A 15352-nucleotide genomic window follows, 5' to 3' on the forward strand; every position below is an offset into this window, starting at 1 on the left:
AATCCCTAACTTCTAAGGTATCTCACATCTACTCCTTCATCCACCGATAACTTAATCCACCCAGAATAATCCTTCCGGGCTGGCCGAGCATATTACGGTGTGTGAAGTTGAGCAGATTATCTGCTATTAAGCGCAAGGTTAACTTTCTGTTCCATAGGTTTTTTTCGATTGTTAAATTAAGCAATACATGATACGGTACAAATTCATCATACTTATCGATAAATTGATTGGAAGTGGTCTCCTGAAAAGGATATTTACCGCGGATATTTGCCCGTAGATTAAAGTTCATCTCCCACGGACGGTACTCGTATAATGCTTTCAGATTGAGCATATGGCGCGAGCGATCTTCGATACCCCAATAATCGGCAACGGTTGGTTCCCGTGATTCGCCAGTAACGGGGTTGTTTATCGTCTGGTTATAAGGCCAGACACCGGCACGTATGCTGTCCAGTACGCTGAGATCTTTTGCGATAAGGTATTGGTAGCCTGCGGAAAGTTGTAGGTCTACAGTAGCCTGGTAAGTAGTGGAAACTTCAAAACCCTTATTTACCGCTTTAGGTAGATTTCTGTAGCTGTAAACTGTTGAAAACGATGTGGTTCCTCCGACGATAATCGTATTGATCTGATTATTTATGCGGTGGTAGAAGGCAGAAACTTCACTCTGCCATTTCGAATTCGGATTCCATACCAATCCCACATTGTTGGATAAACTTTTTTCCGCTTGTAGATTTCCGGATACAAGATTGAGCATATAGGAGTTTTTAAAACTTAATTCACCACTGTTTTCCATGGCCTGAATCACATCGGCAATACGGTCACTTCCAACAACGAGATAGTTGGCTGCAGGATTATAAAATACCTGATAGCGCATTTTATAATCTGGAGCTTTAAATCCGGCACCTACACCCGCCTTCGCCAATAGTGTCGGACTGATGTGGTACTGTAATCCGAAACTCGGACTTAGACGGCCATCATATACATTGGTATAATCGTAACGTAGGCCTAGTGTGGTCAGTATGCCATCTATGGGTTTCCATTCGGTTTGGAGAAATGCAAAAGCCGTATTGAGTGATCGCTCTTCGTCAAGATCTTGATTATCCATGATTTCTATACTACCACCTAAACCTCCGGTAAACTTAACGGTCCGAATAGGGCTATAGGCAAATTGCTGCTCCACTCGTTGTACCTGCTGGCCAAATTCTTCTGCATCGGCTAGTATACCCTGACGAAGCCACTGTGCTTGCATAGCGGTATGAAAGCGCGTAAAATAATAACGTGTCATGCTCCGAAGGCCTGAATGGAAAGTATGGTCATAGCTGGCAGATAGGTTGACATCTTGATCTGTTTGTGTGTCTTCAATTGTTATATCATCCGACCACGCATTAATCATCTTGGAATTCCGTACCGCATAGCGCCCCGTAAAACCTACAGTCCCGTTTTTGGTGATGCGGTAGCGTGTACGCCCCTGAAAGCTGTAGTTCGTATAGGGTGGAAAGGTAGTGCTTTCTTCGGTGAGGTACCTGCTGTCGGTATTAAAGCCGTCGGTTCGGTAATAATTGCCCGAAAAAACCACGGAACCCCGCTGGTTGGCAAAGGGCGTTTCAGCCTCTAATGTGGCATCTAATGTATTGAGCGTACCGTATAAAAAGGAGGCATGCGCCTGTGGTGCTACGGCTCCATGCCGGGTGATAATGTTGATGGCGCCACCTAAGGCATCGCTGCCGTATAGGCAAGAGCTCGCGCCTTTTATAATCTCAATACGTTCGATATTGGTAACCGAGATGCGCGAAAGATCAAAGTTGCCGCTATTCCTACCGAGCATGGGCTGCCCATCGATCAAAACCATCACGTAGTTGCTGCTGAAACCCTGAATTTGAACACCTACCGCCCGTGAACCTCCGGCAATGTCGTTGACCACCGCAATACCGGTCTGCTCTTTCATCACTTCATCAAGCCTGCGGCTACCCATAAGTTCGATTTCCCGGCGGGTAATAATCTTGACCGGCATAGCCGAATTTTCGGTTTTGATGAGATTGTCGACGCTTCGTCGGCGCTCCTGAACGGATACTTCGGTGATACTAGCTTCACTTGGACGCATGGTCAGTTCTATGCTGCTTGATTTTTTCAAGGGCAGATCCTGCTCGATCGGGTAGTAACCAACGCTGCTGACACGTAGTTGATAAGTGCCTTCATATAACTTATCGAAAGAAAACCTACCTTCTTTATCGGTAAGAGTGGTATGTCGGTCGGGAAGGAGTATGATGGTGGCCTGTACGATTGCATTGCCAGATTTGTCGAGCACACGCCCTTTGATCTGATACAATTCTTGCGCATAGGCAAGTAAACTGAAAGAGGATAAACCGGTAATGTACACTGTTAATTTTATGAAAAATATAGCTTGATTCACTATTTTTATTTTTAATCATTCTAAATAATGTTACAAAACAAGGGAATGTTTCTGATATTATATCTATGAAATCTGATAAATCTTATCTGAAAATTGATATTTATTGCAGATAAAGATGGGTTTGATTGTTTAATAAGTTCTTGTTTTTTAGTATTTTAACTAAATATTTGATCTGTCTTAATTCAAAGCGTTCTAAATTAAAATATTTTTATTTAGACTTATTATTGATTGATTTGTACTTTAATATTGCAAAATGAGGATCAAATATTTATTACCGACTTGGATTTCTATTCTTTTTATTGGATGGTTTTTCACGGCTACGGCAGCAGTACCTCAGCGTATTATTACGCTGAGTAGTGCTTTAACAGAGACTGTTTATTCCTTGGGGTTGGGGGCATCCATTGTTGCTGCTGATGTAACAAGTGTATCGCCTGCCGAGGCAGCTCAGCTGCCTCGAGTCAGTAAGAATAGGTCGGTATCAGCCGAGGGGCTTATAGCTTATCGGCCCGACCTTATTCTAGCACCTGCAGGCGATATTCCTGCAGGTATTCTGGGGCAGTTGAAATCCGCTGGCATTCGCGTTGCTGAAATTAAGCAGGAATTTTCGGAAAAAGGTGCTATCCGTTACATAGAGTCTGTTGCGCAGGCGTTAAATGTAAACGATAAAGGAAAGCTGCTCACACAGAAGGTGCAACGGGAATTGCGTGCTGTAAAAGATGCTGTTTCGAAAAATGTGAAGGATGAAAAAGCAAAGGTGCTCTTCATTTATGCACGAGGTACTGGTACCATGAGTGTAGCTGGGAAAGGAAGCAGTCTCGATGCAATAATAACCTTGGCAGGAGGGCGCAATGCTGTGCAGGAGTTCGCGAATTTCAAACCCTATACAACAGAGTCCCTGGTCAAAGCTAATCCAGATGTCATCCTGATGTTTGACTTTGGAATGAGCAGCTTGGGGGGAATCGAGGCAATACTTAAAATGCCAGGCATCGGGACGACAGAAGCGGGAAAACACAAGCGTATCATACAGATGAACGGTCCCTTATTGGTTAATTTTAGTACACGTCTTCCTGAAGCGATAATTAAGCTTAATACACTATTGTATGGTAAAAATTAAGAGCTTATCTCCAGATTGTTTTGCTTATGCGTATTCCCGAATCTGCAATTTTAAAACAATATAATTAGATGAAGCAACACACGATTATCTGGATACTGAGTATCGGATTACTGCTCACGATGATCATTGCTCTTGGGGTTGGCGCTTTTTCGATTCCGGTGCAGGATGTATTGATACTGTTGATACAGAAGTTTGGACTGATGCACGATGTACAGGTTGATGAAACCTATAATGATGTACTTTACATCGTTCGGTTTCCACGAGTTTTATTGGGTGTGTTGGTCGGTGCCGCTTTGGGAATGTCTGGTGCGGCCATACAAGGTATATTCCGTAATCCGTTGGCGGAGCCAGGCTTAATAGGGATATCTGCAGGAGCCTCGTTATTCGCCGTATTGATCATCGCGTTTGAAACTGTCCTCTTTGTGGGTCTTAGTCAATTGCTTGGGTATTATCTATTGGCTTTTGCAGCCTTTGTTGGAGCAGGGCTTACCTCATTTTTGGTGTATCAGCTTTCAAAAAAGCAAGGCATACCGCGGGTAACGACAATGCTGTTAGCAGGTATTGCGATCAACGCTTTTGCCGGTGCATTGACCGGATTAATTACTTACATAGCCGACGAACAGCAGTTACGGACCATTACGTTCTGGATGTTGGGTAGTCTTGGTGGTGCGACCTGGGATAATGTGATCGCAATCTTTCCTTTTATTTTGATCCCATTATTTATTTTACCCTTTTTTAGTAAACCCCTGAATGCGTTTGCACTGGGTGAAACTCAAGCTGATCTTCTGGGTATGCGTACCGACCTAGTAAAACGGTGGGTTGTTGTCTTATCCACAATGGCAGTGGGGGCCTCGGTAGCCGTATCGGGTATTATCGGTTTTGTCGGCCTGCTTGTGCCGCATACGGTTCGTTTACTAGGAGGTGTAGAGCATCGATATGTACTGATTGCTTCGGCTGTTTTCGGTTCTTTAATCCTCACGCTGGCTGATATCATATCCCGAGTACTGGTGGCTCCTATAGAATTGCCGATAGGTGTAGTTACCGCACTACTGGGAACACCGGTTTTCTTGTATATTTTAATGACTGAAGAATAAAATACACATGTTACGTGTCGAAAAAATAACTTACGAGGTAAAGGGCAGAAAATTGCTTAAAGATGTTTCCTTTCAATTGCGGAAAGGAGAGGTACTGGCATTGTTGGGAGCTAATGGCGCTGGGAAATCTTCGCTTATGCGTTTATTATGTGGCGACACCGTACCTACAGAAGGACAGGTAAGCTTAATGGGAAAACCACTTCAGCAATATAGTCCCATGGAATTAGCGAAGAAAAGAGCAATGCTTGCACAGCATAATAATATGAGTATGGCGTTTAAGGTGGGAGAAATTGTGCAAATGGGTCGATACCCACACTACCGCTCTATGCCATCGATCCACGACCAAGAAATCGTGGAGGAGGTAATGGACGTGTGTGGTGTAAGTATCTTTACAGATCGCTCTTACCTTAGCCTGTCGGGTGGCGAACAGCAACGGGTACAATTAGCACGTGTGCTGGTACAGATATGGGACAATCCGGATAGCTTGCTCTTATTGGATGAACCTGTATCTGCGCTGGATTTACAGTTTCAGCAACAAGTCCTGGCGTTGACTAAAGCGCTATCTAGAAAAGGTTTTATGGTGGTGGTTGTATTACATGATATCAACCTGGCCGCCCTATACAGTGATCGTATACTGATGCTCAAAAACGGCCGTAAATGGTGTGAAGGCACACCGATTGAAGTCATGGAAAAGCAAAATATTTACACGGTATTTTCTGTTCAGGCAGATGTATCTATCGATACCAAGACTTTAAAGCCTATTGTCAAGTTGGAAGAGTTGCTCTTGGATGCGGATCAGTTTAATACAAAACTACCACAAATCCGACAAAAGGATAAGGTGATCGATGGTTGTATAAAGAATTATAAATCAGATCCGTTGTATAGACTGGATGAAGAGTCTATGGAGATGGGGCTATCGGAACTAGGACTGCTTAGATTGGCTTATCCACAGCACGTCAGTCTTCTTATTCCCGACTTCGTTGCATTACTCACCGAATTTGCTAAGCTGGGTACGGTATACTCTATCGCATATAATAAAGCGGGGTATATGGAGATGAAAGGAGTGTATACCCTGCCTATAAGCGATCAGAATCGCCAGGTGTGGATTGTTCAAAATGAGGCATATCGAATGAGCTTGGATATGACAACGTGGAGCGCAGGAGTTGCCGTATTCAATGAATGGGGACAGAGTTTCCAGTTTTTCGATCATAAAGGTTTACTTCTCCACAAGGTGGTTTTGATAGAAGGAACCAGCAACAAAGAAGAATATGATGGGTTGCTGGCCCGCTATAAATCCCCCGATCAAGACGCCCTTCAAAAAGATGCAGATACACTTTTGCCGACTTCTCCATCTATTGTTCCGCTATGTATGGGTAGGTCGATTGCACTGCCCTTGTGGAAAAGTATAGTAGCTCAATCTTTTGCGCAGAAAACAAGAGCATCTTGTTCGTTAATAAATGCAGAAGGGATATATACGTACGAAGGCCAGATTATGAGTTTGGTCGATCAGGGAGAACGCTACCAGATTATCTATCCCGATTGTACCATTACATTGGATAAGTTACAGGGGCTAAGAATTGTGTTGGAAATAAATGAAAAGGATACAGATGGAGTAACATTTAGCTTATGTGATGAAAATAATAGGGTTGCGATGCAATTTCAAATAGAGAGGGGATTACTTTCTCATCCCAGTTGCAGTAATTTTGTATTAGAATCGCAGACTGAACAACTAAAAAAATCCATTCAAATCTGATGCATTATGGAACATATGCGAATAGCTTTACAGGAAGATATACATCGTTTATTGCAGGATTATTGTATTGAGCAGCAATTACAGTACTCCAGAAAACGACACATCATTCTTGATCAGATACTACTACAAAAAGATTGGATAGACGCCGTAGACCTTTGGATTAGTATGAAAAGAACAGTGAGTGTGAGCTGTATTTACCAGACATTGCGACTGTTCGTAAGTGCTGGTATTGTTGAAAAGAAAATGAAAGAAGACCGTACGAAACTTTTTCGGATCGCAATTAAGCCAGATTGAAAGGTGTCCTCTTATTTAGAAAGATTTTAAATAACTGCACTTTCTGGCAAAAAATACCGTATCTTTAACCTGAAAATAATGGAATATCCTGCTATATGTTGATCAAGAGTAAAATTGAAGAGTTAGACGAATGGCTTTTTATCGAAGAGATACCGGATCGTTACATGCCCGATAAGCCGCTGATCGAAAAAAGAATAGAGATTAAGCGCGATCCTCTTACCATGACAAATTATCAGCTGTCTACCAGCGGGCTTTTTATTCTCTATACGGAGATGAGTTTTGATAAGCCTGTACATATTTATACTGAAGTGGAAGGTGAGGCCATTACCAGTCAGTTTATCTTTTACAAGACAACGGGCAGTAAACTACCTTATGGAATGAGCCGTCATAATATCCGCTATATTCCTACCGTAAAATCTAGCCACGAGATGAAAACCGGTGTGCAATACAGTTATTTCATCGCAGTGATTTCTAAAGAATATTACCTAAACCTCATCAAGCGGGATTCTCTCTTGCACCGTGATTTTGTGAAAAATATTGAAAAAGGCTATTATACGTCTTATGCCGAAGAGGATCTTATGGCTACGTATGAAATGCAACATACCATCCATGAACTAATTGAGTCTAAAAAGTCAGGGGAGATCCGACGACTGCATACGGAGTCACGTATTGTCGAGCTGCTCATGTATCAATTTGAACAATATAATGAGCAAGGGACACCAGCAGCGGAGGTATTTAATTCCGAAGATATACAGCGACTCGAAATGGCGAGACAGATTCTGGAACAACGTATTGCTAATCCACCAACACAAAAGGAATTGGCTTCTGTCGTTATGATGAGTGAAAGTAAACTACGTAAGGATTTCAAAGAATACTTCTCTGTTACGATACACGATTACCTAACGCGGATCAGAATGGAAAAAGCACGTATTCTGCTCCTTACCAAACAAAATACGGTTTATGAAGTCTCTCTTCTTACTGGATTTGGCCATCAGAATAATTTCAGTAGCGCCTTTAAGAAGTATTACGGGATATCCCCCGGTGAATTGAAAATGTAAAAGAGGGTTAGACCATTGACGATTTGCTGATATGTTTTTGCATATCGATTAACAGTTGTTTTATTTCCTGTAAATCGGTTTCTGGTTCAGGGACACTATCGGTCTGATGCCGCACATACTGCCACAGCTCCAATACCTCATCTACGGGCACTATAAAAGGGGGGTAGTTGCTGTTCAATGAGGTGAGCCTTATTTTTCCATCCTCGAGTAGGCTTACCTGTTTAAATACAAAATCCTGTTCCCCTTTTAGAATCACAATACATAGGCTGTTGCTTTTGAGTGTAGTCCAATCCTGCACATAGGAAGCCACAATATCGCTTCCTTCGGGAATGGGGAGCATAGAATCACCTGAAGTAGGAAACATCCTATAGGTCGCTCCTTCGGGGAGATTGGGTAAGGAAAATTTGGGTAATGTTGCCAGGTAATCCGGATCTGTATGTCCTGCAGCGTATCCTGCTTTGGCTTTAATCGGCACGTACTCCATATTCTCCTTATTGTCGGAAGTCACGGTGATGGATAATACCCGGAGATTGTTACCGGAGATATATTCTTTGGCACCTGTTTCCATTTTACGCAGGTCGAATTCACTCCAATGGCTCAGGTCTACTTTAAGGAGGCTGTCCAATGGCACTTTAAAAAAATCAGAAATCTTTATGAGGTCTAGAAGTGGTGGATTCTCTGTCTTTCCGTTTTCCAGCGCGGTATACTTACTACGTGTAAAACCAAGCAATTGGGCCTGGTATTCCTGGCTGAATTTTTTCCGATTCCTTAGGAAACGCAGATTCGTGTTGAAAAAAAGTTTTGCATCTTCCATTATGTATTGTTATTATTGATGACGTTGTTTTGTCATTTATAATGACAAATATAAATGAATTTTTGCTTAGATGCAAATACGCAGGTTTGCGAATATGCAAAAAATGAGGATATGGAAGGTTTATTGGATAAAAAGCATAGAATCGAGGAACTGCGCAGGATGATTGTTGCAGCAGAGGGATTCGTTGTGCCAAGTGACCGCAATAATCCACTTTCCGATCTTGGTCTAATGGATAAATCCTTTCCTACAGGAATATTTCCGATAGGTGCAATCCATGAATTTATTAGCAGTGATGCAGCCGCGGCGGCATCGTCCAGCGGATTTATTTCTTGCCTGATGGGGATGCTGATGAAACAAAAAGGACTTTGTGTATGGGTAAGTATAGGCAACAAGCTGTATCCGCCATCGCTTACAGGTTTTGGTATAGATCCAGATCGGGTGATATTCATCCAGGTGTCGCGGGAGAAGGATGCGCTATGGGCAATCGAAGAAGCATTAAAATGTCCGTCTTTAGCGGGAGTAGTGGGCGAAATCCGGGATATGGACCTGACAGCTTCCCGAAGGCTACAGCTTGCGGTAGAGCAGAGCCGGGTCACGGGTTTCCTACATCGGTATCGCCCCAGACGGATTGAAAATGTGGCCTGCGTGTCACGTTGGTATATTCGACCGCTCCCGAGCAGTTCAGATCCCGGGCTACCCGGCATCGGCCGGCCAGCATGGCAAGTGGAACTGCAAAAGATCCGGAATGGTAAACCGGGAACGTGGCAGATTTGTTGGGCTGCAGGACAATTCCATTATCTAGATGCACAAGTAGTAACTAAGGGAGATGTTTATGCACAGACAGGAACATGGTAAAGAGATATGTCGCAATTTGGTTTCCGTATTTGCTCACGGATAGGCTGGCAATTCGTCAGCCTGAGTTGCGGGGCGAACCTTTTGTGCTGACCATGGCCGAAAAAGGTCGAATGCTGATTCGCGCCGTAAGCCAGGAAGCGGAGGCGGAAGGTATTAAGGAGAACATGGTGCTGGCTGATGCCAAAGCACTCTTTCCTAATCTCTTGGTGTTTGATTTTGATGCCGCTATGTCCGAAAAATTGCTCCGCCGTTTGGGAGAATGGTGTCTCCGCTATACACCCCTAGTAAGTGTGGATGTACCAGATGGGTTACTGTTGGATGTAAGTGGCTGTACACACCTTTGGAAAGGAGAGGGGTATTATCTAAAAGAAATTACAACAAAGATGAAAGCGGGCGGATATCATGTACGTGCTGCGATGGCAGACACCCCTGGGATAGCATGGGCTGTTTCGCGCTATGGAAAAGAGGGACAGACTATTGTGGAGGGCGAGTTGCTGACGGCTTTATTGCCCCTGCCACCGGCAGCACTACGATTGGATGATGCTGTTACCCAACGGATGTACAAGCTGGGGATGAGAAAAATTCGCGATTTCATACATCTACCTGCGACGACCTTACGTCGTCGTTTCGGGCAACAGTTGCTTGATCGTATAGGGCAGGCATTGGGTACAAGTCCGGAATACCTGGAACCGGTATGTCCAGTAGTCGTGTATCAGGAACGACTTCCCTGCATGGAACCGGTGCGCACCCGAAAAGCAATAGAGCTTGCTTTGGATAATCTGCTGGAGACGTTAACCGCTCGGCTGTTTAAAGAAGGTCAAGGATTGCGAAAAGCGGTCTTCAAATCATTTCGTATGGATGGTAAGGTTCAAGAAATTGCCATTGGAACCAATCGCCCTTCGCGCGACAGGCAGCATCTAGTTCGGTTATTCAACGAGAAAATCGCTCATATAGCACCGGGATTAGGGATTGAACTTTTTGTCTTAGAAGCACCGGTTGTGGAGGAACTGCATATGGAGCAGGAAAGACTGTGGAATAAGGACAACGCCTTTGATCGTGTAGAAATTGGCCATCTGCTGGATCGGATAGCTGGCCGCATGGGAGAGGAATCGATCCGACGTTATCTGCCCGATGAGCACCACTGGCCCGAGCGGGGCGTGAAACGGGCTGCATCGCTAGAAGAACAACCTTCGATTTCTTGGCCTACCGAACGTCCACGACCTACGCAATTGCTTACCATACCTCAGCCGATAGAAGTAACGGTGCCTATTCCGGATTATCCTCCGATGCTGTTCCGGTATAAAGGAGAGACGCATATGATCAAAAAGGCAGATGGTCCCGAACGGATTGAGCGGGAATGGTGGATGGACCAGGGCGAACATCGCGATTATTATTATGTAGAGGATGAGAAAGGGCGACGGTATTGGTTATTCCGCTTAGGGCATTATAGCGATGACCGATCTCATCAATGGTATTTACATGGATATTTTGCGTGATGACTATGGGGTATGTAGAGTTACAGGTAACCACCAATTTCAGTTTTCTTCGCGGTGCTTCTCATCCGGAGGAACTGGTGGAACAGGCAGCACAGCTCGGATATAAAGCATTGGCAGTGACCGACCGGAATAGCATGGCGGGGATCGTGCGGGCTCATGTCGCTACACGTAAGCAGGAGATACGTCTTATTCCAGCTTGTCGGCTTGATTTGTTGGATGGACCTAGTTTATTGGCTTACCCCACAGATCTAGCGGCATATGGACGGCTTTCAACCTTGCTCACTACTGGTAATCTGCGTGCTGAGAAGGGAAAATGTTACCTCTATAAGGCCGATGTATATGCCCATAGTCAAGGTATCAAATTCATCGCGCTGCCACCTGATCAGCTTACTCCCTCATTTGAACTTGAGCCCGAATTTGTCCAGCATATGGAAGAATACCGGGGTGCGCTTCAGCATCAGTTCTATCTGGGTGCGTCACGTACTTACCGCGGAGATGATGCCAAAAAACTGTTTCGGATCAATCAACTGGGGCAACGGCTTCACACCCCCATGGTGGCATTGGGGGATATACATTATCATGAACCATCGCGCCGCGAATTGCAGGATATCCTGACCTGCATACGGGAAAAATGTACGATTCATCATGCCGGATTTCGTTTGCATCCCAATGCCGAACGTTACCTGAAACCCAAGGAAGAAATGGAGCGTCTGTTTCGGGCTTATCCCGATGCTATCGCGCGTACCACAGAAATAGCAGATGCCTGTAGTTTTTCGCTGGATCAACTGAAGTATGTGTATCCCGAAGAATTGACGACAGATGGACGTACACCACAAGAAGAACTGAATCAATTGACTTGGGAAGGGGCTGCTACTCGATTTGGAGGTGATATTCCTTCGAGGATAAAAGAAACCATTGAGATGGAGCTTGATTTTATTGCACGAAAGAACTATGCTTCTTATTTCCTAACGGTATATGATTATGTACGATTTGCCCGCGAACGCGGTATCCTCTGTCAGGGACGTGGTTCGGCAGCCAATTCTACGATCTGTTACTGTTTGGGGATCACCTCAGTCAATCCTATAAAAATCAATCTGCTATTTGCCCGTTTCATGTCGGATGCCAGAGATGAACCACCGGATATCGACGTGGATTTTGAACACGAGCGACGGGAAGAGGTGATCCAGTACATCTATGAAAAATATGGACGTGACCGCGCAGCAATTGTGGCGACCGTAACCCAAGAGCGTTCCAAAGGAGCGATACGTGATGTGGGTAAAGCGATGGGGCTATCTATGGACGCGCTTGGCCGCCTTTCCAATGCCATAGGCTCCCATTGGGATACAACACTCGAGATGGAGCACTTTGTCGAGCAGGGATTCAACCCGGCCGATCCCCATTTTCGTAAAATACTGGAGCTATCGGAACAACTTATGGGCTTTCCCAGGCAGCTGGGACAACATACGGGCGGATTTGTCATTACGCAGGGAAAGTTGCACGAACTCTGTCCGATTATCCCGGCCCGTATGGAAGGACGTACGAATCTGGAATGGAACAAAGATGACCTGGAGGCATTGGGTTTTCTGAAAGTGGATGTATTAGGGTTAGGTATGCTGACCTGTATCCGTAAGGCTTTTGATCTGGCCAAACAGCATTATGGAGAAAATTTTACCCTGGCCAATATTCCACAGGATGACACTAAGGTATACGACATGATTAGCCATGCAGACACACTGGGGGTATTCCAGATCGAGAGTCGTGCGCAGATGTCTATGTTGCCACGCCTGCGGCCTGAAAATTTTTATGACTTGGTTATTGAGGTGGCTATTGTACGGCCGGGTCCCATACAGGGCGATATGGTACATCCCTACCTACGTCGACGTAATGGAGAAGAAGCTGTAGATTATCCTTCCGAAGAAATCAAACATATCCTGAAGCGTACGTTAGGTGTGCCGTTGTTTCAGGAGCAGGCCATGGAGATTGCTATCGTGGCTGCGGGATTTACACCGGCAGAGGCAGACGAGCTGCGGCGGAGCATGGCTACCTTCAAGGCCAAAGGGGAGGTGAGCCGTTTTCATCGGAAGATGGTGGATGGGATGGTCGGTAAAGGGTATTCCGAAGATTTTGCCAACCGCGTTTTTCGACAGCTGGAAGGATTTGGTAGTTACGGTTTTCCCGAAAGTCATGCGGCCTCTTTTGCCTTATTGGTATATGTATCCAGTTGGATCAAATACCATTATCCCGATATCTTTGCTGCTTCCCTGTTAAATAGCCAGCCTATGGGTTTCTACCAACCTGCACAGCTGGTAAGCGATGCCCGCAGGCATGGGATTACGGTATTGCCTATAGATGTCAATCACTCCCACTGGGACAATACGTTAGAAGGTAAATTTGGCATAAAGTACCATGCTTTGCGCCTTGGTTTTAGGCAGGTCAAGGGGCTTTCAGAAGAGGATGTGCAATTGTTGATTGCACATCGTGGGGCGGGTTACCGTACGGTGGAAGCTTTAGCTTCTATTGTAGCGATAGCGGCCATGGAAAGACTGGCCGATGCAGATAGCTTTCGTTCATTGGGTTTAGACCGAAGACAGGCCTTATGGGAGGTATCCGCACTAAAGGATAGACCAATAGCGCTTTTTGAGGGACAACCTTCAGAAAGCACGAAAGAAGGACAGATCGTACTACCGCTGATGACAGCCAGTGAGCATGTGGTACAGGATTACGCCACAACGTCGCTCTCGATCAAAGCGCATCCCGTTAGTTTTTTGCGGCAGCAGCTTGATCTTTTACATGTCGTGCCAACAGAAAAATTAAAAGTTGTAAAGAATGGCATGCCTGTAAAAGTCTGTGGAATAATCACGGTACGACAGCGCCCCGGCACAGCCAAAGGGGTATTATTTGTAACGATAGAAGACGAAACAGGATTTGCCAACCTCGTGCTATGGGGTAAAGTGTTTGAGAAATACCGACGTGAAATATTACAGGCCAAACTCTTTATGGTGGATGGCAAGATTCAGGTAGAAGGAGAAGTCATTCATGTAATCGCAACGCGCTGTTACAATATGAACAAATGGTTACACAGCCTGCAGACCCATGAAGAAGAAACGGATGCTGTATTCTATAAGGGAAGAAATTTCAGATAATTAACTTACCTTTTCTATCTTATAATACCTGTCATCGATCCGTGTAAAGGCAAGTGTAATGCCCTCTGCTAATCCCAATTCATTGGCGGCTTCCTTTCCTAAGCGCAAAACATGTGGACGCTCTCCGCGATGGGAAAAGGTACATTCGAATTCATTTCGGATTAAAACTTTAATTTTTTGGTTACTGCTGGGAAAGAAAGGCTTGACATCTTTTGTGATCCGAATCTGATTTTTGCGTACGTCATCAGCTGTTATCTTATTGCCTGCTGAGGGAATAATGCCATGAGGAGCCTTTTGTGTTGGGGTTGTATCGGATAAACGTGTGGATTTATGCGTGATACTTTTGATATAGATGTGTTTTATTTTTGATTTTTCCGTATTCTTTTCCTCAATTTCAAAATCAGATTTTAACGATTTAAACAACTGGGATAATTTCATGAAGCCATAATTACGCGGATCAAAATCAGGTTTTCTTTTTAAGATCAATCCGCCGACTTCGGCGAGAAAGGCCCAACCGCTTTCATCAGCCGTATCGTTGACGGTATCTTTTAAAAGGGATAGCGTCTCTTTATCTATTACGGGCTCAGTCTTCTTGAGTGGAGACTGTTTTTGAATAGTTTCTTTTGTATTGATCGTGTTTTCAAGACGATCCTCCACCTTACTTTTGTCTAATATTTCAACGTAAATAAATTTATCGCATGATGCGATAAAAGGTTTGGGTGTTTTTCTTTCTCCAACACCCAGCACGAGTTTACCGGATTCCCTAAGCCGGGTAGCCAATCTTGTAAAATCACTGTCGCTTGATACAATGCAAAAACCATCAACGCGATCCGAATGCAAGATATCCATTGCATCGATAATTAATGCAGAATCTGTAGAATTCTTTCCTTGTGTATAACTGTATTGTTGAATAGGGGTAATCGCATGTATTAATAGAGACTCCTTCCAACCCACTACGTACGAACTGGTCCAATCGCCGTAAATTCTCTTTATCGTCGGGATACCGTATCTTTTTACTTCGTTGAGAATACCTTCTATTTTAGTATAAGACACATTATCGGCATCAATTAGGATAGCAATATTGAGATCTTTTTGTTCTGCCATGGTTCAATTTTTTAGATAGCGCTATAAATATTTGTCCAAAGTAGCTATTAATTAGCAAAAACTCTACATTTCCCGTTCATTTCTCCTTCACTACACACCTCCTTATGTAGGAGGCTAATTCGGATGTCGCTTGAGCTAAGATAATATAATCCATCAAATCGACTAAATTATACATCTATAGGGTTCATTTGTCGACTACCTTTGAGTTAATACTTGTAGC

At 44.2% G+C, this 15352-nt stretch carries 11 protein-coding genes; 8 read left to right on the top strand and 3 right to left on the bottom strand.

Features of this window, described 5'->3' with window-relative positions; all coding sequences use genetic code 11:
* Nucleotides 1–28: 28 nt before the first annotated feature.
* Nucleotides 29–2407, bottom strand: coding sequence for a TonB-dependent receptor (locus FAZ15_RS02640; protein ID WP_238387129.1), 2379 nt, complete (start codon nucleotides 2405–2407; stop codon nucleotides 29–31).
* A 253-nt stretch (nucleotides 2408–2660) separates the two neighbouring features.
* Here FAZ15_RS02640 and FAZ15_RS02645 point away from each other — a divergent pair, with 253 nt between their 5' ends.
* The 5 genes from FAZ15_RS02645 to FAZ15_RS02665 all read left to right on the top strand — a co-directional run bounded on the left by FAZ15_RS02645 (nucleotide 2661) and on the right by FAZ15_RS02665 (nucleotide 7720).
* Nucleotides 2661–3521: a heme/hemin ABC transporter substrate-binding protein gene (locus FAZ15_RS02645; RefSeq protein WP_136899753.1), complete on the top strand. Its 861-nt coding sequence runs from the start codon at nucleotides 2661–2663 to the stop codon at nucleotides 3519–3521.
* Nucleotides 3522–3589: 68 nt separating this feature from the next.
* A complete protein-coding gene (locus FAZ15_RS02650; protein ID WP_136899754.1) occupies nucleotides 3590–4615 on the top strand; it encodes a FecCD family ABC transporter permease in 1026 nt (341 codons plus the stop codon).
* Between the two features lie 7 nt (nucleotides 4616–4622).
* Entirely contained in the window at nucleotides 4623–6368 is a 1746-nt protein-coding gene (locus FAZ15_RS02655; RefSeq protein WP_136899755.1) for a heme ABC transporter ATP-binding protein, read from the top strand.
* Between the two features lie 6 nt (nucleotides 6369–6374).
* Nucleotides 6375–6662 carry a transcriptional repressor gene (locus FAZ15_RS02660; RefSeq protein WP_136821928.1) on the top strand — a complete coding sequence of 96 codons (288 nt, stop codon included), beginning with the start codon at nucleotides 6375–6377 and terminating at the stop codon, nucleotides 6660–6662.
* Between the two features lie 95 nt (nucleotides 6663–6757).
* Entirely contained in the window at nucleotides 6758–7720 is a 963-nt protein-coding gene (locus tag FAZ15_RS02665; protein WP_136821929.1) for a helix-turn-helix transcriptional regulator, read from the top strand.
* A 7-nt stretch (nucleotides 7721–7727) separates the two neighbouring features.
* Here FAZ15_RS02665 and FAZ15_RS02670 read toward each other — a convergent pair whose 3' ends face one another.
* Nucleotides 7728–8534 (bottom strand): XRE family transcriptional regulator, encoded by an 807-nt coding sequence (locus tag FAZ15_RS02670; RefSeq protein ID WP_136899756.1) that lies wholly within the window; start codon nucleotides 8532–8534, stop codon nucleotides 7728–7730.
* A gap of 54 nt (nucleotides 8535–8588) precedes the next feature.
* On the opposite strand from FAZ15_RS02670, the gene FAZ15_RS02675 reads away from it, so the two are divergent.
* From FAZ15_RS02675 to FAZ15_RS02685, 3 genes are read left to right on the top strand one after another with little or no spacing between them, the layout of a single operon-like run.
* Nucleotides 8589–9389, top strand: coding sequence for an ImuA family protein (locus FAZ15_RS02675; protein ID WP_136899757.1), 801 nt, complete (start codon nucleotides 8589–8591; stop codon nucleotides 9387–9389).
* Nucleotides 9383–10885, top strand: a complete 1503-nt coding sequence (locus tag FAZ15_RS02680) for a Y-family DNA polymerase (RefSeq protein ID WP_136899758.1) — start codon at nucleotides 9383–9385, stop codon at nucleotides 10883–10885. The genes FAZ15_RS02675 and FAZ15_RS02680 overlap by 7 nt, the downstream gene beginning before the upstream one ends.
* Nucleotides 10858–14028, top strand: coding sequence for an error-prone DNA polymerase (locus FAZ15_RS02685; protein WP_317130481.1), 3171 nt, complete (start codon nucleotides 10858–10860; stop codon nucleotides 14026–14028). Before FAZ15_RS02680 ends, FAZ15_RS02685 begins: the two co-directional genes overlap by 28 nt.
* Here the strand turns inward: FAZ15_RS02685 and FAZ15_RS02690 are convergent, their stop codons facing one another.
* Nucleotides 14029–15132, bottom strand: a complete 1104-nt coding sequence (locus tag FAZ15_RS02690) for an NYN domain-containing protein (RefSeq protein ID WP_136899759.1) — start codon at nucleotides 15130–15132, stop codon at nucleotides 14029–14031. It lies immediately after the preceding gene.
* Nucleotides 15133–15352: the final 220 nt, after the last annotated feature.

Origin of the sequence: Sphingobacterium olei, assembly GCF_005048855.1 — a bacterium.
GTDB classification, from domain to species: domain Bacteria; phylum Bacteroidota; class Bacteroidia; order Sphingobacteriales; family Sphingobacteriaceae; genus Sphingobacterium; species Sphingobacterium olei.